We start from the raw sequence: 25,123 nt of genomic DNA, 5'->3' as shown, positions 1-25,123 counted from the left end.
TGTTTGCGTTCCTCGTCCACGGCTGGCTGCGCGTGTGCGGGCCGCATCTACCAATGGCTGTTCAGGCAGCTGCCGGGTCGGGCACGTTGACGTGTACCCACACCGACCGTGCCCGGTTTCGGATGTTCACGGCGGCGACGACGTCGGCGGGTCCAGCGAGACCGCACCGGCGACAGTGAAAATGGTCCCTGCTGGGACGGTTGGCGCGGTCGGTGTGCCCGCACCGCGGGCACCTCTGGCTGGTGTACCGCGCGTCGACGAGCAGCACCGGCACACCGGCGCGTTTCGCTTTGTAGCGGAGGTGCTGTTCGAGCCGGTGGAACGGCCAGGTGTTGAGTGTGGCTCGCTGGTGCCGGGAAACCGTGACCCGGTCACGGATACCGCCAGGTCTTCCAGGGCGATACCGCGGCCGGTGCGTTCGGCAACAGCCACAATCTGCTTGGCGATCCTGTGGTTCACGTGATGAGCGTGCCGTGCTTCTCGCTTCGCGCGACGTTTCAACCGGCGGGTCGCGGACTTGGTGCGCTTGGCCTGCAACTCGGCACGTTTGCGGGCATGCCAGCGCCGATAGCGCCGCAGCCGGCGCCCCTGGAAGTTGTCCAGATCGCTGGTGGTCGCCAGGTTCACGATGCCCCGGTCCACCCCGATCCAGTCGACCGGTTCGAACTCGGGCTTTTCCTCGACATCGCAGGTGGCGATCAGAAACCACATAGCGTCGCGGAACACCAGGTCCGACTCGCCCCGCCGATACGCCCGCAGCGTCGTGAGCTGCTCCGGCGAACCCGTGAACCGCAGGTGCTTCACCCTGCCCGCAACAGTCCAGATCGACACCGTGCCCGCGTCGTGCTGCCACGACAAGCAGCGGTCATCGAACGGCTGCGCCGCCTCAGACCGGAACCCGATCGGTTCCGACTCCGCCTTCACCCGCCGCCTACTACCCGCAGGGCCGAGGTTGCCGTTGCGGATGTTCGCGTGCAACGCGGCGTAGGCGTCCGCGACCTTCTTGATCACATGCTGGGCGGCCTGCGCACCCAAACCCCGCGCCTTCAACGCGGCGTAGGTGGGCTTGCGCAGCGCATACTCACGAAACACACCCGTCTCGAACGCCACCCGCGACACCTCATCGGCGGCGTCGTTGCACGCCTGCAGAGTCGACCGCAACGCCGCCGCCTGCTCGGCGGTCGGCAGCAGCTTCACCTGCACGACGAGCTTCACCCGACCGACCATACCGAACACGCGTTCGACACAGCCGCCTGGGTTCGGACCACGACGTCATATCCCAGCGTCCGGGCTTTCCCGCAGTGCCAGGGCGCCGCGGAACCGCAGAGCACATTCCTCCCGGCCGTAAACGGCCGGGGTTCCTGCGACAGCCTCGCTGAACACGGTCAGTCGCCGAGAGCGGCCTCCAGGAGGTCGCCCAGCTGGTCGAGCTGCGCGGCCGACAGCGCGTCGAACGAGGACGCGACGACGCGGTCGACAGCGTCCTGACCCGCGGCACGCAGCCGGGCCCCCTCATCGGTGAGCCGGTGACGCACCGCCCGGCCCGGCCCCGAGACCCGTTCGATGAGCCCGCGCTCGGCCATGCGCACCGCCAGCGAGCCGAAGGACTGGTCGGTCTGGAAGGTCAGCACCGCGAGGTCGTGCAGGGAGGCGTCCGGCTGACGGTGCAGGTGGCGCAGGGTGTCCCACTGCACGAGCGACAGCCCCAGCGGGGGCGGCGTTCACACGATGACCGCCTTCGCGGACTTGCTGGCCGAACGCACCCACTCTCGGGTGCTGGTGCCCACCCACCCCGGGTTCGGCGGCACGCCGAGACCCGCCGGGCTGACCGGCGTCGCCGAGCTCGCCCGGCTCTACGTCACGATGCTGGACGAGCTCGCCCTCACGAACGTGACGGTGATCGGCAACTCGTTCGGCGGCTGGCTGGCCGCCGAGATCGCCCTGTGCGCGAGCCCTCGCGTCAGCGCGGCGGTGATCGTCAACGGGATCGGCATCGAGGTCGACGGCCACCCCATGACCGACATCAGCGGCTTCACCCTCGCCGAGATCCAGTCGTACTCGTGGCACGACCCCGGCAAGGCGCCCGCACCGCCGGCCGGTGCACGCACGGGCCCGAGCCCGGACGTCCTGGCGCTCATCGGCTACACCGGCCCGTCCATGTCCGACCCGGCCCTGGCCGACCGGCTCTGCGACGTGGACGTCCCCGTCCACGTGTTGTGGGGCGAAAGCGACCGCATCGTCGACTCCGCGTACGGCAAGGCCTACGCCGCCGCGATCCCGTCGTCGACGTTCACCACGCTCCCCCGCACCGGCCACCTGCCGCAGCTCGAGACACCGGAGGAACTGCTCGGGGCGCTGCTCGCCGCCGGGTGACCCCGCTAGAAGTGGTCCCTCCGCGTCAGCTCGTGCTCCATCGCGTCGGCGCGGGAGACCAGCAGGGTGAGCGGGCGCTCGAACTCGTCCCTGATGCTCAGGTCCTCCAGCGGCGCCACGTGCTTGAGCAGCGCGAGGCCGTCCACGACCGCCGCACCGCCGAGCTCGGGCAAGCCGGCCAGTTCGAGAAAGCGGAGGAGGTCGACCTCGTCGGCACGTCCGACGGGCGAGGAGATCTCCACCCATTCGCTGCCGTCCAGATCCGGCAGGTGGTGCACCGAGACCTGCTGCGTCCGTTCCCCCGCCGTGTCCAGCCGGAAGCGGAGCCAGTCATCGGTCTCCTCCAGCACCTCGTACCGGAGCCGGACATAGTTGATCACTTCGATCCACGACGTCACGCCAGGTCCCTCTCGCCGGTCTGCCTGGTCACACCGTAGCGTCGCGACCGTGGCGACACGCCGAACACCACCGGCATTCCACTGTGGACGTGACCGGCCGTCAGCGTGCGGAGCGCCTCCGCGGTGCGCGATCAGCGGTCACCACCGGCTCTGTGGAGCGGCCGGCGACGAGTGCGGAAAGCGAGCGGAGGAAGGGCTCACGATCGGCCTCCGGCAGCCGGGCCAGCACCTCGTCGTAGAGCTCACCCAGCACGCTCTCGGTGGACGCGACCAGCTCGCGCCCCTCGTCGGTGACTTCGACGACCCGCGCGCGGCGGTCCGTCCGCGACGGCGTGCGCGTTGCCAGGCCGTCCTTCTCCAGCGCGTCGACGGTGTGCACCATCGTGGACTTGTCCAGGCATGCGAGGTCGGCGATCTCGCCCTGCGTCTTCTCACTCTCGTCGGCGCACATCAGCACAGTCACGGCACGCAGGGAGGCGCCGGCCCCCTCCAGCCGCTGAGCCGCCATCAGTTCGATGTCGCGGCTCAGCAGCAGGAGCTGGACGACCAGGTCGCTCGTGGTCCGGGCGCTGTCCATCCCCCGAGCGTACTGCTCCATTCCGAAACCATCGCGAGTTCAACTAACCCCGGCTGTAGCCCCATTTGGTGCGCGTCGCCGCGTCCTCGATGCCGGTGAAGCCCTCGTTCGGCACGAAGTGGTCCTCGCCGAAGTCCATGTCGGTGTCGTCGGCGTTGCCACCGATGCCGTCGGCGCCGACCGCGAACATCGCCGCGGGATTGCCGCCCTGGTCCATCAGCGTGTCGTGCTCGTTGAACTGGTGCTGGTGCCACGAGCCGGACAGGTGCCCCAGCTCGTGCGCCGCGATGTTGCCCAGCGCCCGGCCGATGAACTTGACCTTGTCGCTGTCCGCCCTGACGTAGGTGTTGAGCGAGACGGACGGACCCGCGGGCTGGCTCAGCAGGTCGAGCTGGACCATCGCGGTCTCCTCGTGCCCGAAGTTGCCGGGGTCGATGGACTGCGCGATCGCCACCGTCGGCACGCCCGACTCGGCGATCGTGCCCCCGATGACGAGCCGGCTGACGTTCTTCTGGCCCCACGGGTCGGCGTGGTCACGGCTGTTCAGCAACTTGACGCCGAAGTTCCCGTGCAGCGCCAGGTTTTCCCGGATCGTGCCGACCGCGGCGGACACGACCGCGTTCTCGTCCTTTTCGGACAGACCCCAGTTCGCCAGGAACTTCGAGAGCGGAGACAACTGCTTCTCCCCCGGCACACCCCAGACCGACGTGTCCACGAGCGCGCCGTTGAAGTCCACGAACACCGTCTGCGGACCGGCCTTCTCGCTGCCGGGCCGGAACGCCTTGACCGTCAGCTCGTAGCGGCCGGCGCCGTCCTCGACGCCGACGTAGTAGCGACCGTCGCGCGGCGCCAGGTGGTCCGCGGCCGCGTTGCCACCGCCGGGCAGCGGGTTCTCCTTCGGGTAGACGCCGGAGAAGTCCTGCCGGGAGCCCATCACCTCGCGGCCCCTGGTGTCGTGCACGACGATCTTGCGCGCGGAACCCGTGACGGAGGTGCCGACGACGTCGCCCGCTTTGAGGTCGACGGCGAAGAAGTCCTTGTCCCCCTTGCCTTCACCGGCCGCGAGCGTCAGCTCGTAGGTGCCTTGGGTGTTCTGCGTGCCGGTGACGCGGACGAAGTGGTCGGCACCGGCGGTGAGCTCGATCTCGAGGCCGGCGTCGGTGCTGACGCCGACCGTGTCGTTGGCCGCGATCTCGTTGCCTGCCGCGTCGAACACCGTCAGCACGGTGTCGAGGTCGCTGCCGTCGGTGCGGGTGGCGATGGTCGTGAGTCCGGCACCGCGCAACCTGTGGAAGTCCTGATCCTGCCCCGCGATCTTGCCCGTCGTGCGGATCGCTCGGTGGGTGGTGCCGACGCCCGTGTCGCTCGCGGATGCCTGCGTGTCGTTGGGCTCGGCGAACTCACCGACCGTCGGCATGGTCGGGTCGGCGAGCAGCGATCCGGTGAACACGGCGCCGCGGTGCTTGCGGAAGTCTGTGGACTCGGCGGTCCAGGGACTGTCGTTGCGGCCACGCGCCGAGGTGGGCTCACGTTCCGCGTAGGTGTAGCCGGGCGCCTGGGCGTTGAGGATCCGTGCCTTGGTCTTGGCTTCCCGCGCCCGTGCCGCCGTGGTCAGGTCGGCCTTGGCCGGATCTTCGAGGAAGGCCAGCAACGGATCCGGTTGTACGGGCGCCGGTGCCGCCACGGCGGTCTGCCCGCTCAGCACCAGCGCGGTGACGGCGATCGCTCCCAGCAAACGCATGCATCCCCCAGTGGTAGATCAACCAGACCTACACCGTGGGGAGGACCCGAGACCAGGATTCTGGCCGAATCAGGACATGTGTACGGACACCGCGTAGTCGCCGTTGCGGAACTCGTCCCGGTCCCAGGTCGCGAACCGCTCGGCCAGCTTCAGCCCCGCCCGCGCGCAGTGCTCGTCGTACTCCTCGACCGTGTACCCGCGATCAAGGCTGAACCCGGCGATGAGGATCTTGCCCACGTGCCTGGCCACGCCCGCGACGAGCTTGTCCTGCGTGCCGGGCTCGGTGAACAGCGGCACGTTGCCGGCCATGACGACGACGTCGAACGTGCGTTGCAGATCGAGTTCGGCCAGGTCGGACTGCACCCACGTGATCTCGGGCGCGCGTTCCCGCGCGTGGGCCAGCATCGACTCGTCCCGGTCCGCACCCACGACCTCGATGCCGTGCCTGGTGAGCTCGATGGCGACCCGTCCGGTGCCGCACCCGGCGTCCAGCACGGTCTTCGGCGCGTACGCGCGCACGAACGTCGCCTCGCCGTGCACGTCCATCCCCGACTCGGCGAGCGAGTCGAACCTGCGCTGATACTCAGCCCCGTTCCACACGCGTTGAGCATAGATCCGAAGATCGGCGGATACCGAACGCCGGAGAGCGCTGCCAAGGTCGAGAGCATGACGCGCTTTCTGCTGGCAGTGGCGTTGCTCGTGGCGGCGGCCTCTCCCGCGCACGCCGCACCAGCCCGATGGGTCGGCACGTGGGCCGCCGCGCCGTCCTCGGCCGTACCGGGAACCGAGAACGGCTACCCGAACTTCTCGGTGCGCAACATCGTGCACGTCAGTGCCGGTGGCCGCGAAGTCCGCGTGCGTTTGTCGAACGCCTTCGGCCGCACCCCGGTGGTGTTCGGCCAGGTGACCGTGGCCCGCGCGGCCGACTCGGACACACCCCTCGCGGTGCCCGGCACCATGCGCACGCTGACGTTCGGCGGCTCTTCGTCCGTGACGGCCCCTCCCGGCGCCGACGTGGTCAGCGACGGCGTGGCACTGACCGTGCCCGCCGACTCGGACCTGCTGGTGAGCGTCTACACCCCGTCGCCGGGCGGTCCTGTCACACACCACCAGCTGACCATGCAGAACTCGTACTTCACCCGCGACGGCAACCACACGGCGGAGGAGTCCGCGGCGGCCTTCCGCGAACGCACCACGAACTGGCACTTCGTCTCGGGCGTCGACGTGCGCTCGTCGACGTTGCGCGGCAGCGTGGTCGCGCTCGGCGACTCGATCACCGACGGCGCGAACTCGACGTGGGGCGCGAACCTCCGCTGGCCCGACCAGCTCGCCGACCGCGTCAACACCCGCCTGGGCGTGCTGAACGCGGGCATCAGCGGCAACAGGCTCCTGCTGGACGGGCAATGGGCGGGCCCGAACGCGCTCGCCCGCCTGAACCGCGACGTGCTGACCCAGTCCGGCGTCCGCTCGGTCATCGTGTTCGAGGGCATCAACGACATCCAGCAGACCCCGCACGAAACCAACCCCGACAAGATCATCGCGGCGTTGAAGCAGATCGCGTCCCGTTCGCACGACCGCGGACTGCGGGTCATCGGGGCGACGATCACGCCGTTCAAGGGCTGGAACAGCTACACCGACGAGCTGGAAGCGGTGCGGCAGGCCGTGAACGCGTTCATCCGCACCAGCCAGGACTTCGACGCGGTCGTGGACTTCGACGCGGTGATCAGGGATCCGGCGGACCCGCAGCGGATCAGGCCCGACTACGACGAGGGTGACCACCTGCACCCCGGTGACAAGGGGTTCGAGGCGATGGCGAAGGCGGTCGAGATCGCCACACTCTGACGTCCGACGAACTGATCGCCAGGCGCTGAGAGACCTGGAGGGAGAGCCGGCGTTGGTGCTGCCGGCTCCCCCAGCAGGTCGGGTGCTCTGCGCGGTGACGTACGCCTGAACGCCTAGCCCTTCATCCAGTGGTACTGGAGGTGCACCTCCCACGGCTTCGCGACCCGGTCGAGGAACATCAGGCTGTCCATCCGGCAGTTGCAGGCGTTGCCCTCGCGGCTGTTCTGTGGGTAGCTGCCACCGATCTTGATCCCGCGCGGATCAGTGGCCGACGTGAGATCCGGCTCCGGTTCACCTTCCAGCTTCCACGGATCGCCCGCGACGACGTACTTGCCGGCCAACGGCTTTCCGTTGCGGTACAACGCCATCGCGCCGGTGTCGAAGTCGAACGTGGCCGCGAGAAACACCCATTCGCCATCGGGCAACAGCTTCTGCCAGGGTTCGGCCGCCGCGAACGTCTGCGAGTTTCCACCGTCGATCCTCCTGGCCAGGGCGACGAGCTTGAGCTCGCCGTCGACCTGGATCAACTCCAGCAGCGCGCGCACCGCGTGGCCGTTGGAGTCGCCGGACAGCACGCCGGCCAGACCGATCGCGCCGTAGAGGTCGTTCGGGTTGGCCGAGTTCGAGTTCGGGGCCGGGTTCTGGCCCGTCATCTTGACCCAGCCCATGATCGACGCCTGACGTGCGCCGTTGAAGGCACGCAGACTGGGCACTCCGGTCTCGCTGTACAGGCCCGCCTTCCAGTCGTCGTTGCCCGCGCTCAACGGATTGATCTGCTTGAGCTGCAACGAGTTGCGGCTGCGCCGGAACGCACCGTCGCGCACTCGCATGTCGGCGCCGCCGTTGATCAACGACAGGGCGGTGCCTGAACGGCCGCTGTCCTTTTCCAGGGCCTTGTTGCCGCGCACCGGGTGCTCGAAGTCGTAGTACGACACCAGGTTGCGGGACAACGTCGGCAGCACCGTGCCGAACGTGGCTTGGGCGGGTGCGGCCAAGCCGACGCCGAAGGCAAGAGCAACACCAAGTACCAGCAGTCGTCTCATCACTCGAGCCCCTTGCCCTGCACGCGCAGGTCGCGCAGCCTGCCGATGTTGTCGAACGACCCGAAGCCGACACGGCCCGAGGAGAAGGTCTTGTCCACAGCGGTCATCAGCGGATACGGAGACCCGTCCACGTACACCGCGATCTCGCCCGAATCGGCGCAGTGCTTGACCCGTACGCGATGCCACGCGGTATCAGTCACCGCAGGAGCAGCACCGACCGAACGTGCGGCATCCCATTGATGGTCGAGCCGCAGGCGGTCCGCGTTGTTGACGACGAAGATCCCGTTGTGCGGATAGATCTTGTTGTCGGACGAGAGATGCGCGTAGTAGAACTCGGTGTCGGACTTGTAGCCGAACACGATGATCACGTCCCGGTTGGACTCGGACACCGGGGTGTCCAGTCGGACCGAAGCGTCGATTTGCACCGAACCGAACGTCGGGCCCTTCTTCAGAACCGCGTACTCGAACGGCCGACGCGGGCCGGGGCGTGCGGAACCGGGTTGTGCCAGCACGACTTCACGACCTGGGAACTGCCACAAAGCGGGCGTCACCGGCTCCCATGAACGGGCAGAGGAAGCACCGTGGACGAAGTCGTGGCCGGAGCGACAGGAGGCGAAGGTGCGAGCGCCCGTCACCTTCCAGATCTTGCCGTTCGCCTTGGCCAGCAAGTAAAGCTCGCCGTCAGCGTCCTGGCCGAACCTCAGGTCGACGCGGTTCGGGTCGTTGACCAAAGCCTTCAGAGTGGTCAGCCGGCCATCGGCGTACACCATCATTTCGCGCGTCGTGGCCATCGGCCTGCCGGTGCGCATCTCGCGCTCCTCGGCGTAGTAGATGAGGCCCTTCACACCCTCGCCGTAGATGTACTTGCCGCGCAACGAAGGGATCTTTGACCCGCGATAGACGAAGCCGCCCATCAACGCGTTGCCGCTGTCGGCGCACGGACGCGAGGAGGCGAGCCGGTTGTGGTCGAACGCGGTGACGGGATAGGTGTAGCCGTGCTTCGCGTCGTCAGCAGGCAGCGGGAACACGCCGCACGAAGGGTCACCGCGGCGGAACTCCCAGAGGCCCTCCCGCTCGCTCCAGCCGAGGTTGGCGCCCTTGCGCACCTCGTAGACCGAGTCGACGGCCTTCTCGCCGATGTGGCCCAGGAACATCTTGTGCGCACCGCGGGAGTCCCAGCTGAAGCGGTACGGGTCGCGCATGCCGTACGCGTAGATCTCGCCCAGTGCGCCCGCCTTGCGCAGGAACGGGTTCGAGCGCGGGATGCCGTACTGGCCGTTCACGCCGTTCTTGCCAGCGGGATCGATGCGCAGGATCTTGCCCTGCGGCAGCGCCAGGTCCTGCGGCACCGTCGTCGAAATGCCGATGCCACCGTCGCCCGAGGCGATGTACAGCAGGCCGTAGTCCTCGTCCCACCAGTGGGCCGTCGGGTTGAAGCCGATCTCCTGGAAGCCGTGGATGAACGTCGCGTAGCCGACGCGCATGATCTCGCGGCGGGTCCCGGAGAACACGTCGGCGCGAGGGTCTGAGGCGGTCCACTCGGTGATCACGCCGTGGACCTGCATGTTCGCCGGGGACGGCAGATCCGGCTTCTTCGACGTGAGTGCGTCACCGGTTTCGGTGTGCACGGTGTAGAACTTGCCGTTGCGCTTGAAGTTCGGGTGGAACGCCGCGAACCCGAAACCGCTGCCCAGGCCGCGGTGGGTGTGGAAGTCCGGGCCGACGGCCGCGCCCAGGTCCAGGAACGCGTGCTCGACGCCGTGATCCAGCAGGTACAGCTTGCCGTTCATGTCCGGCACGAACAGCCGGCCGGAGCCGTCCGGCACCTCGCCGAGGTAGTTGATCCGGTTGTAGCGGCGCAGCCGGGCGTCGGTCGGCGGTGGCACCGGTTTGGACTCCGGCAGCTGCGCGACCTCGGTGAGCTCCAGGCCGATTCCGGACGCCCCCGGCGTCGGCAACGGGTCGGCGATCGGCGCATCCGGCTGAGCCGATGCGATGGGCACGAACAACGCTGAGAGCACGAATGTTGTGACAGCCAGCCGAGAGAACCGTCTGTACATCCCCACCACCCTGTGGGCCAGGCCGTGCCAGCACGGCAGCGGAAAGCGCTTTCCAATGCAGCGGCACCCGGAATCTACCTAGCTAATAGGGTGGTTACAACCCTCACCTCCGACCTTTGGTCACCCACTCGTACTGTCCGCGCACCTCGTCTGCCGTCAGGGCGCGGTCCAGGAACATGAGTCCGTCGAGCCTGCAGTTGCACGCGTTGACCTCGCGGTTGTTCTGCGGATGACTGCCGCCGACCTTGATTCCGCGCGGGTTCGTGGCGGACGTCAGGTCGGGCTCGGGAGCTCCGATGACCTTCCAGGGATCTCCTTTGACCGCGTAGGAACCGTCGACCTGCTTGCCGTCGACGTAGAGGCCGATCGTGCCGTTGTCGAAGTCGAACGTCCCCGCGAGGAACACCCACTTCCCCGGCGGCAGCAACGTCTTCCAGTCGGCGTTGGCCACGAAGAACTGCTTGTCACCGCCGTCCACCCGGCGGCCGAGCGCGATCAGCCGCATCGCGCCGTTGTGGTTCTCCGTCTCCAGCAGGGCGCGCGCGGCATGCCCGTTGGAGTCGCCGGACAACACGCCCGCGATGCCGATCGCGCCGTAGAAGTCGCCGGTGCCTGACGAGTTGGAGTTCCGCGCGGGCGCCTCGCCGGTGATCTTCACCCAGGTCATGATCGACATGCCGCGCGCCTTGTTGAACGCCTTCATCGACGCGACGCCGGACGAGCTGTAGACGCCGGCCTTCCAGTCGTCGTTGCTCTTGTTGTTCGGCCGCACCTGCTTGAGCTGCAACGATGTCTTCGAGCCCGGGAACGCGCCGTCCACCGTGCGCATCGCCGCGCCGCCGTTGATCAGCGAGATCGGCGTGCGTGAGTCGGCACGGCCGATGTCGTCCTCCTTCTTCGCGTCACCAGCGGAAGGGTGCTCGAAGTCGTAGTGGTTGACGACCGCGGACGCGATGCCGGGGAACACTTCCGAAGGAGGCTGGGCCTGCGCCGGTGCGGCGAGCGCGAGGACGAGGCACAGTCCCGGCAGAGCTTTCCTCATCGCTGTCCCTTCCCGCTGATCCTGAGGTCGGCGACGCGGCCGATGTTGTCGAACGAGCCGAACCCGGCACGTCCCGACTTCAGCACCGTGTTCGTGGCCGTCATCAACGGCTGCGACGAGCCGTCCACGTACACCGCGATCACCCCGGTGTCCGCGCAGTGCGTGACGCGGACGCGGTGCCACTTCATGTCCGTCACGGCGGGCGGCGCGCCGACGGAGCCGTTCCACTGGTCGTCGATGCGCAGCCGGTCGGCGTTGTCGACGAGGAAGATCCCGTTGTGCGCATAGATCTTGTTGTCCGACGACAGATGCACGTAGTAGAAGCGCGTGTCCGACTGGTGGCCGAACACGATCACGACGTCGCGGTCCTTCTGCGAGACCGGCGTGTCCAGCCGCACCTGGGCATCGACGGTCACGTTGCCGAAGACCGGCCCCTTGGTGACCACGGCGTACTCGTTGGGCCTGCGCGGACCCGGCCTCGCCGCACCGGCCTTGGACAGCACCACCTCGTTGCCGGGGAACCGCCAGCGCGAGGCCGTGACGGGCTTCCAGTCCCTCGCGGCGGTGACATCGCTGACGACATCGCTGCCGGAGTCACAGGCCTCCAGGGTCTGGACGGTGCCGGTGACCTTCCAGATCTTGCCGTTCGCCTTGGCCAGCACGTAGAGCTCGCCCGCCGCGTCGGTGCCGAGTCGCAGGTCGACGCGGCTCTTGCCGGCCAGCGTCTTCATCGTCGTGCGCCTGCCCGCCGAGTCGTACACCGCGAGCTCGAACGTCTTCGCGATCGGCGCACCGGCCCGCATGTCCTTCTCGTCCGCGTAGTACAGCAGGCCTTTCACGCCCTCGCCGTAGACGTACTTGCCCTGCAACTGGGGAATCGCCGTGCCGCGGTAGACGAAGCCGCCGATCAACGCGTTGCCGCTGTCGCCACAACCCCCGTTGGGCCGGTTGTGGTCGAAGCCCGCGACCGGATACGTGTAGCCGAACTTCGCGTCGTCGGCGGGCAGCGGGTAGAGCTGGCACTTGGGGTCGTTGCGGCGGTAGGTCAGGTGGCCTTCCCGTTGCCCCCAGCCGAGATTGGCGCCGGGCTTGACCTCGTAGACCGACTCGACGACCTTCTCGCCGATGTGGCCGAGGAACATCTTGTGCGTGCCGCCGGAGTCCCAGCTGAACCGGTACGGGTCGCGCATGCCGATCGCGTACAGCTCGGCCAGCGCGCCCGGCTTGCCCAGGAACGGGTTCGAGGGCGGGATGCCGTACTTCTTGTTGCCGCTGTTGGTTCCCGCCGGGTCGATGCGCAGGATCTTGCCCTGCGGCACCTTCACGTCCTGCGGCACGTCCGAGCGATAGCCGATGCCGCCGTCGCCCACCGCCAGGTACAGCAGTCCGTCGGCGGGGCCGAAACCGATCTCCTGGAAACCGTGCAGGTACATGGCGAACCCGATGCGCAGCAGTTCGCGCCGCGTGCCCGCGAACGTCGCGGCCTTCGGGTTGGTGGCGGTCCACTCGGTGATCACGCCGTGCACCACCGCGTTGGACGGCGACGGAAGATCCGGCTTGCGGTTCTTCAGCGCGTCCTTGGCTTCGGTGTGCGCGGTGTAGAACTTGCCGTTGGAAGCGAACTGCGGATGGAACGCGACGAACCCGAACCCGCTGCCGAGTCCCTGGTGGTTGTGGAAGTTCCCGCCGATGGTGGCGCGGACGTCGAGGTACGTGCGCTGCCCGCTGCCGTCGCGGTTGAGCGTGTACATCTTGCCGTTCATGTCCGGCACGAAGAACCTGCCGGAGCCGTCCGGAATTTCGCCGAGGTAGTTGACCCGGTTGTACTGCTTGAGCCTGCTGTCGCCGGCGGCGGGCGTGGTCGACGACTGCGGCAGCCGCGCGATCTCCTGCAGCTTCACGCCCGTTCCGGACGGTGCGGGTGCCGGAAGTGGGTCAGCGACAGGCCCGGGTTGCGCGGCAGCCTGTGGCACCAACGAAGCCGCTGTGAGCGCCAGTGCCGCGAACAGGACCGAGAACGATCGTCTGGACACATCCACCACCTCGTGGGTCAGCTTGGAAAGCGCTTACCACGCGGCGGCTTGCCAGACTTTACCCACGGGTGCTCGGCCTCACAAGTGCGCTGGTCAAGCCCGGTCAAGCTTGAGTCAGGAAGATGTAGCCGGTCGCCAGCACCAGCGAGAACAGCGACACGCCGAACGCGTACCCCGGTGGGGTCACCGGTGGCGACGCCAGCAGGACCTTCTGCCCCTCCTCGGGCGGCAGCCACAACGCCAGCATCGCCTTCGTGGAGCCGAACAGCTGCCACACCACGATGACGGCGAAGCCGACGCGGTTGACAGGCGGGATGTGCTGGATGTTCGGCGCCAGCACCAGCCAGCCGATGAACAACAGGAACGCCACCACTGTTCTGATCAACCATCCGCCCGCGGTGACGGTGCGGTCCGCCGTCCGCCGCATCAGGTTCATCACCGACGCGGCGAGCAGAAGGGTCACCAGCACCACCGGGACCGCGCGGACGAAGTCCCCGGCTAAGATCAACCCGAGCGGCGGCGCGGCGGCGGTGCCGATCATCATGCGGCCGAACCTCAGGTAGTTGGTGATGTAGCGAGGCGCGCGGAAGGTGTCGACGCCCGTGGGCACGGTGACCATGCCGCGCTCGCCCGGCATGCCGGTGACTGCGGTGCGCAGGAACTCGTACAGCTCCTCCGGTTGTTGCTCCCGGAAGTCGAGCCACTGGTAACGGCGCAGCTCCGCGTCGTCCTCCGCCAGGTGCAGGCTCGTCGCCAGCACAAAGACGGCACGATCACCGAAGACCTCCCGCGCGTTGCGGATCACCTCGGCCGGGGTCCGCGTGCTCACCACGACGAACGCCCACCGCGGATCGCCCTCGTCCTTGGCGAACCCGGCGGCCTCGCACGTTCCGGCGATCACGTTCGCGATCGGCTTGTCCTCGGGATGGCACCACACCCAGTAGGTGGCGGCGGAGCCCACGCCGGTCACCTGTTTCAACGCGTCGATCTTCGGCCGGTAGAGGGCCCACATGTGGGCGAACCGGCGCATGCGGCGCTTGCTCACCCGATGGCCTTTGAAACGGCCGCGAATGTGGTCGTAGCCCAGCCCGGTCGGCATCTCCAGGTGGATGGTGCGTGAGCGCGCCACCAGCACCGCGCCGAACACGGCGGCCGCACCCGCGGCGAGGTAGAGCCACGCCGAGTCGGTCCGCGGGTCCGGCCCGGCCGCTGCGAGATAGGACCTGCCGCCCACGATCAGCGTTCCCACCACGGACAACACCACGCTGAGGCACGACGCGGCCAGCCCCTCCCGCAACCACGAGGGCGACACCGTCCGCCGGAACAGGCGCACCATCAGGTAGATCAGCCCGCCCGCGACCAGGACGTTCGCCAGCGCCGCTGCGAAGCCGATCCGCGCCAGGCCAGCATGAACCGGCTGGAGCACTTGGCCGATGTCCCAGCCGAGAGTGGCGCCCACGCCCGCTGTCACCGTGCAGAACAGCAGCACCGCCCACAGCAGAGCCATCTGCCGCGACAGGGGGAACCGGCGCCGGGGGCGTGGCTCGACCTGGCCCCAGATGACGCCGACCAGCCTGCGGGCCTCGGCGAAGAAGCTGCCGCGCAGATCGTGCACCGACGTGAGCTCCGGCGGCAGTTCGGTGTCGTGAACCAGCGCCACGTGCACCGGAGTGCCGTTGCGGAGCGCGCGTTGCCACTCCCCCGTGACCCACTGGGATTTGACGGCGGCGGGCGACCCCACGACGACGAGGGCGTCCGCGTGGTCGATCGCGGCGTTGATCGCGATCTCCCAGTCGGTGCCCGGCCGCAGGTGCTCGACGTCCAGCCAGGTGCTGACTCGGCCGGACGCGGCGAGCACCGAGGTGAGCGCCTCGGCAGCGTGGAAGTCCCGCCTTGAGTAGCTGACGAATACGTTCGGCACCGATCAATCGTGCCCTGTCACGGCTCCGAGCAGGTCACGGATGTGCGCGGTCACCGAGGAGAACGCAGGACGGGCCATCGTCTCGGAGTAGTCGCGCTCCGAGGGCAGGTCGACGTCGATGACCTCCTTGACCACTGCGGGCCGTTGCGTCAGCACGATCACCCGGTTCGCCAGGTACACCGACTCCGCGATCGAGTGCGTCACGAGCAGCACGGTCGTGCCGGTCTCCCGCCACACCCGGTGCAGCTCCACGTTCATCTGCTCGCGGGTCAACGCGTCCAGCGCGCCGAACGGCTCGTCCATCAGCAGCACGCGTGGCTGATGCAGCAGCGCGCGGCACAACGCCACGCGCTGCTGCATGCCACCGGACAGCTCGTGCGGCAGGGCGTTCTCGAACCCTGAGAGTCCGGTCATTTCAATGAGCTCGTCGGCGCGCTTACCGGCCTCCGCCGGGTTCATGCCGCGCATCTCGGCCTGCAGCAGGATGTTGCGCCGCGCGGAACGCCACTCCAGCAACGCCGCCCGCTGAAACACGAACCCGATGTCGTGCCGCGGCCCGCGGACCTCCTCGCCGAGCAGCGTCACCGAGCCCGAAGACGGCTTGAGCAGGCCGGAGACCAGCTTCAACAGGGTCGACTTGCCGCAGCCTGACGGCCCGACGATCGACACGAACTCGCCGGGAGCGACGTCGAGCGAGACCTGCTGGATCGCCGTGACCTCCGTGCGCTTCGACTGGAAGCGCACGGAGACGTCGTCGATCGCGACGGCGGAGGTGGTGGTTCCCAGAGTCACGCTCATCCCTTCGGGGCAACGCTTTCTTCCCAGTACGCCGAAGGCTCGGACGCTTCCTTGATGATGCCGGTCTTCTGGAACGTGTCGATGGTCTTCTTCCAGTCGTCCACCGTGTTGACGCCCGGCGCCTTGTCCTTCGTGGCATCGGTGTGCAGCAACGTCAGCGTCGTCTTGAACTGCTCCAGCACGACCGCCGGCGACGGCAGCTGCTCGGCGGCGCCCTTCATCGACTCTGCCGCGGCCTCCGGTGCCTTCTCGGCCGCCGTCCACGCCTCCTGCGTCGCCGTGACCATCTTCTTCACCAGGTCGGGGTCCTTCTGCAGCATGGACTTGCTGGTGAGCAGCCCGTTGCTGAAGTAGTTCAGCCCGAACTCGGAGAACCGCAGGTACGAGACGTCCTTGCCGGACTTCTCCTTGATCGTCGGCCCCTGGTCGGACGCGAACCCGAGCAGCACGTCGGTGCGGCCGGAGATGACCGCGGCCATCTTGCCGGCCGGGTCGATGTTCTGGACGGAGACGTCGGACTCCTGCATGCCGTTCTGCTTGAGGAACGCCGGGAAGGTCTTCGTCAGCGCGTCACCCGCGGTCGTGGCGACGGACTTGCCCTTGAGATCCTCCGGCTTCTTGATGTTCTTCTCGGTGAAGAACTGCACCGACGCGGGCGTAGTCTGCAGGAACACCCCGATGCTCTTGGCAGGCACACCCTGCTCGACCGCGGTGGCGAGCGCGGACGTGTCCGCCCAGCCGAAGTCCGTCTGGCCGGCGCCGGTCGCCGTGACGGTCTTGCCGGAGCCCTGGCCCGCCTGGATCTTCAGCTTGATGCCGTGCTTCTCGAAGATCCCCTGCTTGACCCCGTAGTAGAACGGCGCGTGCTCGCCGTACGGGTACCAGTTGAGAGTCAGCGTGACCTCTTTGGTCTCGCCGCTGCCGCCCTGTGAGGACGTGCCGCCACCGCCTCCGCAGGCGGCAACCACCAGCATCGCGGGGAGAAGGCCTGCGAGCAGTTTCTTCATGATCCGCCTTTCGCTAGAAGGGTTGTGACGGCGGCGCCTCGCCGGCTGGCGTGCCACGGCAGCATCAGCTGTTCCGCGAGGTCGAGCAGGAGGAAGAGCAGGATGCCGACGAGCGAGATGACGATCAGGCCCGCGAAGAGCATCGGGGTGTCCATGTTGCCGTTGGCCTGCAGGATCACGTAGCCGAGACCCTCGTTGGAGCCGACGAACTCACCGACGACAGCACCGGTGACGGCCAGCGTCACGGCGACCTTCAGGCCGGCGAACAGGTGCGGGAGCGCGGCCGGGAAGCGGATCTTCACGAACGTCTTGACCGGGCCGCCGCCCATCGTGGCCGCGAGCTCGAGCATCTCGGTGTCGACCGATTTGAGACCGGTGACCGTGGAGATGACGACCGGGAAGAACGCCATGAGCACGGCCACGATCACCTTGGGCTCGAAGCCGAAGCCGAGCCACACCACGAACAGCGGCGCGATGGCGATCTTCGGGATGACCTGCGCGAACAGCAGGATCGGGTAGGCCGTGCTCTCGATCGTCCTGGAGTAGACCATCGCGACGGCCATCAGGACGCCGAGGACGCCGGCGATGACGAAACCCAGGATCGTCTCGTACGTGGTCACCCAGGTATGACCCCAAAGGTAGGACCATTTGTCCACGAGCAGGTCGAACGTCTTGCCCGGCGACGGCACCAGATAGGCCTCGACGAGGCCCGTGACGGTGATGAGGTGCCAGATCGCGAGACAGGCGACGAGCAGTGCGGCCGGACGCCACGCCCGCTCGATCACACCACGCCAGCGGTCCCCCGAAACCGGTTTCACGAAGCTCCCTAGGTCGAAAGCGCTTTCCCGTACGCTATGTCCGGCTTCACCGACCGGTCAAGGTGGAGGATCGATCAAGCTGGACCAGACCACCGACTTGACGTCTCCACCGTCGAAGGTCATCCGATCATTGGCACCGGCGCGTAGGCGTTTCCCGCGTGGTCACGACCGCGCGCGAGGTAGACCTCGTGCGAGCCGGACTTGAGAAAGCGGACAGTGGTCGGCATGTACCGCATGGTGTAGCCGCAGCGCCGCATTGTGCTGCGGTTCGGCGGACTGCCGTGTACCAGCATCGCCGAGTGGATGCTGCAGGCGCCCCGCTCCAGCTCCACGTCGACGGCGCGCGACTCGTCGACGGACGTTTCCTGGTTGAAGAACGAGTCGGCGTTACCCGTGTGCTCGACAGGGGCGAGATGACTGCCGGGGATCACGCGCAGGCAGCCGTTCTCGACCGTCGACGGGTCGATCGCCAGCCACACGGTGATCGCGTCGCCCGCCGGGTCGATGCTGTCGCGCCAGAAGTGCGCGTCCTGGTGCCACGGAACGGGTTTGCCGTCGCCGGCGGGTTTGCAGATGAAGTGCGACGAGAACAGCGCGATGTCCGGGCCGATCAGCGACTCGACGAGGTCCAGCACGTCCGAGTCCAGCAGCCACTCGAACAGCGCCGGGTCGGTCAGGTGCGGCACGTCCATGTGCTCGGGACGCTCGCCCTCCGGCAGCGCCGCCAGCTTCCGCTCGAAGTGCTGGGCCAGTGCCTCGAACTTCGACGGGGCCAGCAGGCGGCCGTGCGTCTCGTAACCGTCGGTCTGGAACATCGGTTCACCTCACGAGTAGGCCGGTCTCCTTGTCATAGCGCAGAACGCGTGCGGGCGGTGCGTCCACGGTCACCGTGGTGCCGATGGCGGGTTCGTCGTCCTCGGGCACGACGTACCCGATCTGGTCCTCGCCGCAGTCCAGCGTCACCAGCGACGTGACGCCGAGGTTCTCCACAATGGACACCGTGCCGGTGAACAGTCCCGAAGCGGCCGGTGTCAGGTACTCGGGCCGGACACCGACGACGACGTCTCCGCGCGGCACCAGGTTCATGGGCGTCGAGCCGATGAAGTTCGCCACGAACGTGTCGGCCGGCCGCTGGAACACCTCACGCGGCGTGCCGAGCTGCCGGATCCTGCCCGCGTCCATCACCGCGATCCGGTCGGCCAGCGCCAGTGCCTCGGCCTGGTCGTGCGTCACGAACACGGTCGTCAGCTCCAGCTCGCGCTGCAGCTTCTTCAAGAACGTACGTGCTTCCAGCCGCAACCGGGCGTCCAGATTGGACAACGGTTCGTCCAGCAGCAGCACCTCTGCCGACGCGGCCACCGCACGGGCCAGCGCCGCCCGTTGCTGCTGGCCACCGGAAAGCTGCCCTGGGCGGCGATCCAGCAACGCCCCGAGGCTCAGCCCGCCCGCCGTGCGCACAGCGGTCTCCTGCTGCACGGACTTCGCGACACCGCGCACCCGCAACGGATAAGCGATGTTCTCCGCCACGGTCATGTGCGGGAACAACGCGTAGTCCTGGAACACCATCGCCACCCGGCGGTCACCGGGCTGCAGCCGGGTGACCTCACGCGGCCCGATCGACACCGCACCCTCGGAGGCGCCTTCCAGGCCTGCGATGGTGCGCAGCAAAGTCGTTTTGCCGCAGCCGGACGGGCCGAGCAGGGCGAACAGCTCGCCGTCGAAGATCTCGACGTCCAGCGAGTCCACCGCCCGCACCCCGTTGGGGTAGACGGTGGAGAGACCGGCGATCGTGATGCCCGCCATCAGCTCTTGATGCCTCCGTGGAATCGGAACCCGTACCGCTTGTTCACGAACAGGTACAGCACGACCACCGGGATCGAGTACAGCAACGAGAACACCGGGATCACCGTCAGGTTGGCGCTGCCGCCCTCGTCGTACAGGGTGCGCAGCAGCACCGCCGCCGGCTGCTGACCGACGTCGCGCAGCAGCAGGAACGGCAGCAGGAAGTTGCCCCAGGCGTTGACGAACGCCCAGACGAAGATGGTCGCCACACCGGGCCGTGCCACCGGCAGCATGACGTGGCCGAGCACCTGCCACGGCGAGGCACCGAACACCCGCGCCGACTCCTCGTACGAGCGCGGCACGGCGTCCATGAAGTCCTTGAGGATGAAGATGGCCGCGGGCAACATGCCGCCCGCGATCACCAGCGCCGTGCCGAACTGCGAGTTGATCAGGCCGAGCTGCAGCATCATCACGAAGATCGGCACCATCGCGGCCGTGCCGGTCACCACGGACGACAGCAACAGCAACAGGTACAGCAGCAGATCCCGTCCAGGAATCCGCACCCGTGACAGCGCATAGGCCGCCAAAGCCGCCAGAACCGTCGTCACCACCGTGGCGATCGCACACAGGATCAACGAGTTCACCAGTGACGACAACGTGTACGGGTGGTCGAAGGTCGCCGAGACGTTCGACAACGTCCAGTCCGGCCACCGCAACCCGAGGCCGGGCTTCGAGTCGAACGGCGCGGAAGCCAGCCACAGCATCGGCACCGCGAAGAACGCCAGCACCACCGTGATCAGCACGTAGAAGCCGATCCTGCGGAGAATCCACAGTGGACTCATGCACGCCTCCGCAGCAACCGCAGGTACACCAGTGCGACAGCCAGGTTGCCGATCAGCAGCAGCAACGACATCGCCGACGCGTAACCGAGCTGCCCGCTTTCCAGCGCCTGCCGGTAGATCAGCACCGGCAGCACCTCCGACTGGTGGTTCGGGCCACCGGACGTCAGCAGGAACGGCGTGAAGTCGTTGGCCGTCCACAGGCTGATCAGCAGCGTGTTCGTCAGCACGTGCCCGCGGATGTGCGGGAACACGACGTCTCGCACGGTCTGCCAGCCCGACGCACCCACCAGCCGCGCCGTTTCGAGCTGCGACGGCGGCACTGCGGCCAGCGCCGACGTGTAGAGCAGCATGGAGAACGCCGTGCCGCGCCAGATGTTGAAGATGATCAGGCTGATCATCGGGTACTGCACCAGCCACGACGTCTCCGGCGAGCCGAGCAGCAGCCCCAGGGTGCCCGTGTCGCGGCTGAGGACGGCGAACCACAGGAACGCCACGACCGTGCTGGGCAGGATCCACGAGAGCAGCACCAGACCCTCGACCGTCCGCCGCAACCACTGGCTTGCCGACCGCAACAGCCACGCCAGCGCGAAGCCGAGCACGTTCTGCCCGATCACCGCCGAGAACAGCACGAACAACGCCGTCAGCCACACCGAGTTGGTGAACAACGGGTCCTGGACGGCCTCGAGCACGTTGTCCAGCCCGACGACCCGCGGGTTGGCCGCAGCGGGTCCGGTGAGCTGGTAGTTCGTGATGCCGATGTAGAGCGTCCACAGCGCGGGGAAGACCAGGAAGATCCCGATCAGCACCAGCGCCGGCGCGACGAACCCGACGGCGCGCCGGACGCCCAGACCCGAACTGTCCAGACCCGAACTGTCCGGCACGGAGCTAGCCAACGTTCTCCTCGCCGACCGCCTTCACCACTGCCTCTCGGTAGGCGCGAGCAACGTCGTCAGGACTCTTGCCGGACACCACGTCCGCGGTCGCCTGCTGCAGCGCCGCCGACACCTTGGGGTAGTTGGCGAGGCCCGGCCGGTACCGGGTGATCGGCAGGACCTTCTCCGCGATGAACGAGAGCATCGGGTCACCCGAGAGGACCTGGTCGTTCACGTCCTGGCGCTGGGTGAGCTGCGCGGTGCCCGCCAGCGACTCCTTCACGGCCTCGGCGGAGTTGAGGAACTGCATGAACTCCCACGCCTGCTTCGGGTACTGAGTGTTCGGGTTGATCACCCGCACGCCGCCGCCGGACATGCTCACGAAGTCCTGCCCGCCGACCCCGGCACCGGAAGTCTTGGCGGGAACCAGAGCCCAGCCCACGGCCGCGTCGCGATCGGCCATCTTCGCCACGCCGTTCTTCGGTTCCACGACGGAACGCCAGAAGTAGTCGCTCTCCAGCAGGATGCCGATCTTGTTCTCGCTGAACAGCGTGAACGACCGCTGCCTGCCGTTGGCCTCCTGCTGCAACACGGGATCGCCCAGGCCACCGCCGTAGATCTTCTGGTAGAGGCCGAGCACGTCCTTGACGTTGCTCGAATCTCCTTGCCACTTCCCGTTGTCGTAGATGGGTTTCCCGGTTCCGACGAGTGCGGGCAGCACGCCCTGCATGGTCGTGGCCTCACCCATCGCGGTTCCGGCGTTGAGCTGGATCGGCGTCACGCCCAGAGCTTTGAGTTTCGCGCCCGCGTCGAGCACGTCCTGCCACGACTTGGGCTGCCAGTCCGCGGGCAACCCGGCCTGCGCGAACAGCTTCTTGTTGAAGAACAGCACACGCCCGTCGGTGCCCATCGGAACGCCGTAGCGCTTGCCGTCGAACTCGCCGAGTCCCTGCACGGCCTTGGGAATCTGGTTCCAGCCGTCCCAGTCCGTCTTGCCGACAACGTCGTCAAGAGGCTTGATCTGGCCCGCCTGCGCGAACTCGCCCAGCCAGATGCCGTCGATCTCGATGATGTCGCCGCCACCGCCGGTCTTGAGGTCGAGCGCGACCTTGGTCTTGAAGTCCTCGTCGCCGGTGCCGTTCTGCTCGAACTTGATCGTCGCGGTGACGCCCTTGGCCTTCTGCTGCTCGGTGAACTTCGGGATCACCCAGTTCTGCAGCCAGTTCGCCCCGCGGGCGTTCTTCCCGCCCAGCGCCGCGTTCGCGACGATCGTCAGCGTGATCTCCTTGGCGTCGGCGTTGCGCGCCTGATCACCGCCCTGCGTCTGACCGAGACAGCCCGCTAGCAACCCGCACACCGCCAGCAGCCCGAACATCTTCGTTCGCCGCATCCGTGATCTCCCCACCCAGATGACCAGCTGGTCCGTCAGCTCCCAACATGGCACTGGATCATCGGCGCCACAAGCTCTCAGCCCCCTCTCAGCGCGCGCCTGGAAGGCTTCCGCACGAAGGGGGTAGATCAACAATGCACCTGCTGATGGCGGCTGCCCTTGCCGCGTCAACCTTGATATCGCCGCAGCTCAGCGGCCCGTTCTCGGTCGGCACGTTCGACGCTCACCTCACCGATTCCGCGCGCCTCGACCCGTTCCAGCCGTCGAAGAACCGGGAACTGATGGTGACCGTCAGCTATCCGGCCCAGCGCAAGGGACAGCAGGCGCCGTGGCTGGCCCCGGGCTTCGCCACGGCGGCGGACCCGATCCTCTCCAGCCCGGCGTTCCTCGACGTTCCCGCCGGGACGGTCAACTGGTCCGGCACGCTGCGACAGGCCCGAGTGGACGCGCCGGCAGTGCCGGGCAAATGGCCTGTTGTGCTGTTCTCACCGGGACTTCAGGCACCACGCGAGTTCTACGCGAGCACCGCTGACGACCTGGCGAGCCGCGGCTATGTCGTGGTGACCGTGAGCCACACGTACGAAAGCCTGCTCGTGGAGTTCCCCGGCAACCGCGTCGAGTTCGGCCAGACCGACGGCAGCCCGGAAACGATGAAAAAGGTCATCGACACGCGGGTCGCCGACATGCGGTTCGTGCTCGACAAGGTGCCGGGCCTGCACAGGTGGGCCGACACGAGCCGGGTCGGCATCGCAGGGCACTCGTTCGGCGGTTACACGGCAGGCGAGACGATGGTGCGCGACCGGCGGTTCGACGCGGGCATCAACATCGACGGCGCGATGGAGCACACCGGCGACGGCGGCACCTACGCGCCCGGCGAGGTGGTCACCAAGGGCCTGGACCGGCCGTTCCTGCTGTTCGGCGGTGACATGGGCGAGCGGGAACTCTCGCACGTGGACACGAGCCTGACCCGGACGTGGGCCGACTTCTGGCCGAACCAGCGCGGCTGGAAGCGGGACGTGCACCTGGACGACGGCGCGCACTTCGGGTTCAGCGACCTGCAGTGGTCGGTGCCGCAGATCGCTCAGGTCACGCCGGAACGCCGCGCAGGTCTCATCGGGACGATCAACCCGCGGGATGCGCTGAAGGCCCAGCACGACTACGTGGCCGCGTTCTTCGACCTGCACCTCAAGCACCGCGGCACGAAGCTGTTCGACCGGCCGCGCCATCCGGGGATCCGTCTGGTGGAGTGATCGATAACGTGGACGGGTGACCGCTCGACGCACCATGCTCAAAACGCTCGCCCTGCTCCCTCTCGCCGGCTGCGCGGCCAACCAACCCCCTGCCCTGGCACCGACAACGACCACAACGACGACCAGCGCAACACCCGTACGGCACGACGCGCTGTTCGAGCTGGAGAAGAAGTTCGACGCACGGCTGGGCGTCTACGCGGCCGGCGTCGGCACGATCGAGCACAGGGCGGACGAACGGTTCGCCTTCTGCTCGACGTTCAAGGGCCTCGCCGCGGCCGCCGTTCTGCACCGCAACCCGATGACGCACCTGGACACCGTCATCACCTACACCGAGGCCGACCTGATGAAGAGCTCGGCCATCACCAAGCAGCACGTCCAGACCGGCATGAAGCTCCGCGACCTGTGCGACGCCGCGGTCCGGTTCAGCGACGGCACGGCGGGCAACCTGCTGCTCCGCGACCTCGGCGGCCCCGCGGAGCTCACCAGGTACCTGCGCGAGCTCGGCGACAACGAGACCCGCATGGACCGCGTCGAGCCCGCCATCACGGAAGCGACGCCCGGCGACCCGCGAGACACCGCCACCCCGCGCTCGCTCGGCACGGATTACCAGCGGCTCGTGCTCGGAGACGCCCTCCCACCTGAGAAGCGCGACTTCCTGAAGGACCTGCTGGAACGCTCGGTCACCGGAGCCAAGCGCATCCGGGCGGGCGTGCCGCAGGGCAGCAAGGTCGCGAGCAAGACCGGCACCGGCGACTACGGCACGGCCAACGACATCGCCGTCGTGTGGCCGCCCGGCCGGGAGCCGATCCTGATCGCGATCATGTCGAGCAGGTCTTCCGCGGACGCCAAGTACGACGAGGCTCTCATCGCCGAGGCCACCGCCTACGTCGTCAAGACCCTCATCTGACCGAGGACACGTCCGCCCACACGGTCTTCGAGTCGGGGTACCGGTAGTGACCCCACACCTGCGCCAAACCGTTCACCAGCAACAACCCGCGCTGCCGCCGCCCCAGGAACCCCATCCGCCCGAGCTGCGGGAAGCGGCCGGGCGTTCCGTCGTCGACCTCCACCCGCACGACCTCGCGTTCTGGCAGGCGAAGGATTCGGGCACGACGTGGTGCGGCGGCGTGGTGGTAGGCGTTGCTCACGAGTTCCGTGGCAACGACCATCACGTCGACCACCACGTTCTCGTGCATCCCCAGCAGAAGGCGGCGCACCTCCGCTCGCACGTTCGCGAGCGGCAGGATTCCCTCCGGTAGGACGAGGTCCAGTCGTTCGCTGGACCGTCCTGCAATACCCATCAGCATCTCCCCGCGCCCTGTTCGTTCAAGGCA

The 25,123-nt window shown here is 67.7% G+C and carries 24 protein-coding genes and 1 pseudogene; 4 read left to right on the top strand and 21 right to left on the bottom strand.

All coding sequences use genetic code 11. The annotated features are described in order from the left end of the window. Nucleotides 1–61: 61 nt before the first annotated feature. The 3 genes and pseudogenes from FXN61_RS56240 to FXN61_RS11320 form a co-directional block, all read right to left on the bottom strand. The gene (locus tag FXN61_RS56240; RefSeq protein ID WP_376770625.1) at nt 62–379 is read right to left on the bottom strand and encodes a zinc ribbon domain-containing protein; all 318 of its coding nucleotides are present in this window, start codon (nt 377–379) and stop codon (nt 62–64) included. 11 nt (nt 380–390) lie between these two features. Further along, a pseudogene (locus FXN61_RS56235) lies at nt 391–711 on the bottom strand (transposase); the annotation flags it as partial. Nucleotides 712–1,385: 674 nt separating this feature from the next. Further along, entirely contained in the window at nt 1,386–1,694 is a 309-nt protein-coding gene (locus FXN61_RS11320; protein WP_446684936.1) for a MarR family winged helix-turn-helix transcriptional regulator, read from the bottom strand. Nucleotides 1,695–1,728: 34 nt separating this feature from the next. Between FXN61_RS11320 and FXN61_RS11315 the strand changes: the two genes are divergently transcribed. Then, nucleotides 1,729–2,373, top strand: coding sequence for an alpha/beta fold hydrolase (locus tag FXN61_RS11315; protein ID WP_167972972.1), 645 nt, complete (start codon nt 1,729–1,731; stop codon nt 2,371–2,373). 5 nt (nt 2,374–2,378) lie between these two features. Here the strand turns inward: FXN61_RS11315 and FXN61_RS11310 are convergent, their stop codons facing one another. From FXN61_RS11310 to FXN61_RS11295, 4 genes are all read right to left on the bottom strand, one after another. Continuing rightward, nucleotides 2,379–2,771: a hypothetical protein gene (locus FXN61_RS11310; protein ID WP_167972970.1), complete on the bottom strand. Its 393-nt coding sequence runs from the start codon at nt 2,769–2,771 to the stop codon at nt 2,379–2,381. A gap of 100 nt (nt 2,772–2,871) precedes the next feature. After that, nucleotides 2,872–3,348, bottom strand: a complete 477-nt coding sequence (locus tag FXN61_RS11305) for a MarR family winged helix-turn-helix transcriptional regulator (RefSeq protein WP_167972968.1) — start codon at nt 3,346–3,348, stop codon at nt 2,872–2,874. 43 nt (nt 3,349–3,391) lie between these two features. Further along, nucleotides 3,392–5,089 carry a hypothetical protein gene (locus FXN61_RS11300; protein WP_167972966.1) on the bottom strand — a complete coding sequence of 566 codons (1,698 nt, stop codon included), beginning with the start codon at nt 5,087–5,089 and terminating at the stop codon, nt 3,392–3,394. Between the two features lie 69 nt (nt 5,090–5,158). Continuing rightward, complete coding sequence (locus tag FXN61_RS11295; RefSeq protein WP_312877655.1) at nt 5,159–5,689, bottom strand: class I SAM-dependent methyltransferase; 531 nt, start codon at nt 5,687–5,689, stop codon at nt 5,159–5,161. 66 nt (nt 5,690–5,755) lie between these two features. Between FXN61_RS11295 and FXN61_RS11290 the strand changes: the two genes are divergently transcribed. Beyond that, nucleotides 5,756–6,931, top strand: coding sequence for an SGNH/GDSL hydrolase family protein (locus FXN61_RS11290; RefSeq protein WP_167972964.1), 1,176 nt, complete (start codon nt 5,756–5,758; stop codon nt 6,929–6,931). A 113-nt stretch (nt 6,932–7,044) separates the two neighbouring features. On the opposite strand, the gene FXN61_RS11285 is transcribed toward FXN61_RS11290, so the two are convergent. The 13 genes from FXN61_RS11285 to FXN61_RS11225 form a co-directional block, all read right to left on the bottom strand. Further along, a complete protein-coding gene (locus FXN61_RS11285) occupies nt 7,045–7,974 on the bottom strand; it encodes a LamG-like jellyroll fold domain-containing protein (protein ID WP_246291278.1) in 930 nt (309 codons plus the stop codon). Next, the gene (locus FXN61_RS11280; RefSeq protein ID WP_312877654.1) at nt 7,974–9,995 is read right to left on the bottom strand and encodes a PQQ-dependent sugar dehydrogenase; all 2,022 of its coding nucleotides are present in this window, start codon (nt 9,993–9,995) and stop codon (nt 7,974–7,976) included. Before FXN61_RS11280 ends, FXN61_RS11285 begins: the two co-directional genes overlap by 1 nt. Nucleotides 9,996–10,137: 142 nt before the next feature. Further along, nucleotides 10,138–11,076: a LamG-like jellyroll fold domain-containing protein gene (locus tag FXN61_RS11275; protein WP_167972960.1), complete on the bottom strand. Its 939-nt coding sequence runs from the start codon at nt 11,074–11,076 to the stop codon at nt 10,138–10,140. Beyond that, on the bottom strand, nt 11,073–13,109 hold the full coding sequence (locus FXN61_RS11270; protein ID WP_312877653.1) for a PQQ-dependent sugar dehydrogenase: 2,037 nt from the start codon (nt 13,107–13,109) through the stop codon (nt 11,073–11,075). Before FXN61_RS11270 ends, FXN61_RS11275 begins: the two co-directional genes overlap by 4 nt. Before the next feature lie 103 nt (nt 13,110–13,212). After that, nucleotides 13,213–15,030, bottom strand: a complete 1,818-nt coding sequence (locus FXN61_RS11265; protein WP_167972956.1) for a toll/interleukin-1 receptor domain-containing protein — start codon at nt 15,028–15,030, stop codon at nt 13,213–13,215. A gap of 3 nt (nt 15,031–15,033) precedes the next feature. Then, nucleotides 15,034–15,828 carry an ABC transporter ATP-binding protein gene (locus tag FXN61_RS11260; RefSeq protein WP_167972954.1) on the bottom strand — a complete coding sequence of 265 codons (795 nt, stop codon included), beginning with the start codon at nt 15,826–15,828 and terminating at the stop codon, nt 15,034–15,036. Continuing rightward, nucleotides 15,825–16,835 (bottom strand): ABC transporter substrate-binding protein, encoded by a 1,011-nt coding sequence (locus tag FXN61_RS11255; protein ID WP_167972951.1) that lies wholly within the window; start codon nt 16,833–16,835, stop codon nt 15,825–15,827. Before FXN61_RS11255 ends, FXN61_RS11260 begins: the two co-directional genes overlap by 4 nt. Then, nucleotides 16,832–17,653, bottom strand: coding sequence for an ABC transporter permease (locus FXN61_RS11250; RefSeq protein ID WP_167972949.1), 822 nt, complete (start codon nt 17,651–17,653; stop codon nt 16,832–16,834). Before FXN61_RS11250 ends, FXN61_RS11255 begins: the two co-directional genes overlap by 4 nt. 119 nt (nt 17,654–17,772) lie before the next feature. Further along, nucleotides 17,773–18,468, bottom strand: a complete 696-nt coding sequence (locus FXN61_RS11245; RefSeq protein ID WP_167972947.1) for a phytanoyl-CoA dioxygenase family protein — start codon at nt 18,466–18,468, stop codon at nt 17,773–17,775. A 4-nt stretch (nt 18,469–18,472) separates the two neighbouring features. Beyond that, the gene (locus FXN61_RS11240; RefSeq protein ID WP_167972945.1) at nt 18,473–19,456 is read right to left on the bottom strand and encodes an ABC transporter ATP-binding protein; all 984 of its coding nucleotides are present in this window, start codon (nt 19,454–19,456) and stop codon (nt 18,473–18,475) included. Continuing rightward, nucleotides 19,456–20,277 (bottom strand): carbohydrate ABC transporter permease, encoded by an 822-nt coding sequence (locus FXN61_RS11235; RefSeq protein ID WP_167972943.1) that lies wholly within the window; start codon nt 20,275–20,277, stop codon nt 19,456–19,458. Before FXN61_RS11235 ends, FXN61_RS11240 begins: the two co-directional genes overlap by 1 nt. Further along, nucleotides 20,274–21,170, bottom strand: a complete 897-nt coding sequence (locus FXN61_RS11230) for a carbohydrate ABC transporter permease (RefSeq protein ID WP_188134943.1) — start codon at nt 21,168–21,170, stop codon at nt 20,274–20,276. The genes FXN61_RS11235 and FXN61_RS11230 overlap by 4 nt, the downstream gene beginning before the upstream one ends. Further along, complete coding sequence (locus FXN61_RS11225; RefSeq protein WP_223165399.1) at nt 21,163–22,539, bottom strand: extracellular solute-binding protein; 1,377 nt, start codon at nt 22,537–22,539, stop codon at nt 21,163–21,165. The genes FXN61_RS11230 and FXN61_RS11225 overlap by 8 nt, the downstream gene beginning before the upstream one ends. 134 nt (nt 22,540–22,673) lie before the next feature. On the opposite strand from FXN61_RS11225, the gene FXN61_RS11220 reads away from it, so the two are divergent. Continuing rightward, nucleotides 22,674–23,789: an alpha/beta hydrolase family protein gene (locus FXN61_RS11220; protein WP_167972941.1), complete on the top strand. Its 1,116-nt coding sequence runs from the start codon at nt 22,674–22,676 to the stop codon at nt 23,787–23,789. A 34-nt stretch (nt 23,790–23,823) separates the two neighbouring features. Further along, the gene (bla, locus tag FXN61_RS11215) at nt 23,824–24,696 is read left to right on the top strand and encodes a class A beta-lactamase (protein WP_167973003.1); all 873 of its coding nucleotides are present in this window, start codon (nt 23,824–23,826) and stop codon (nt 24,694–24,696) included. Here bla and FXN61_RS11210 read toward each other — a convergent pair. Next, nucleotides 24,689–25,090 carry an ATP-binding protein gene (locus tag FXN61_RS11210; RefSeq protein WP_167972939.1) on the bottom strand — a complete coding sequence of 134 codons (402 nt, stop codon included), beginning with the start codon at nt 25,088–25,090 and terminating at the stop codon, nt 24,689–24,691. The two genes, bla and FXN61_RS11210, sit on opposite strands and share 8 nt — an antisense overlap. Nucleotides 25,091–25,123: the final 33 nt, after the last annotated feature.

The organism is Lentzea indica (genome assembly GCF_012184385.1).
Classification (GTDB): Bacteria; Actinomycetota; Actinomycetes; order Mycobacteriales; family Pseudonocardiaceae; genus Lentzea; species Lentzea indica.
This window is presented reverse-complemented; position numbering and strand designations above follow the sequence as displayed.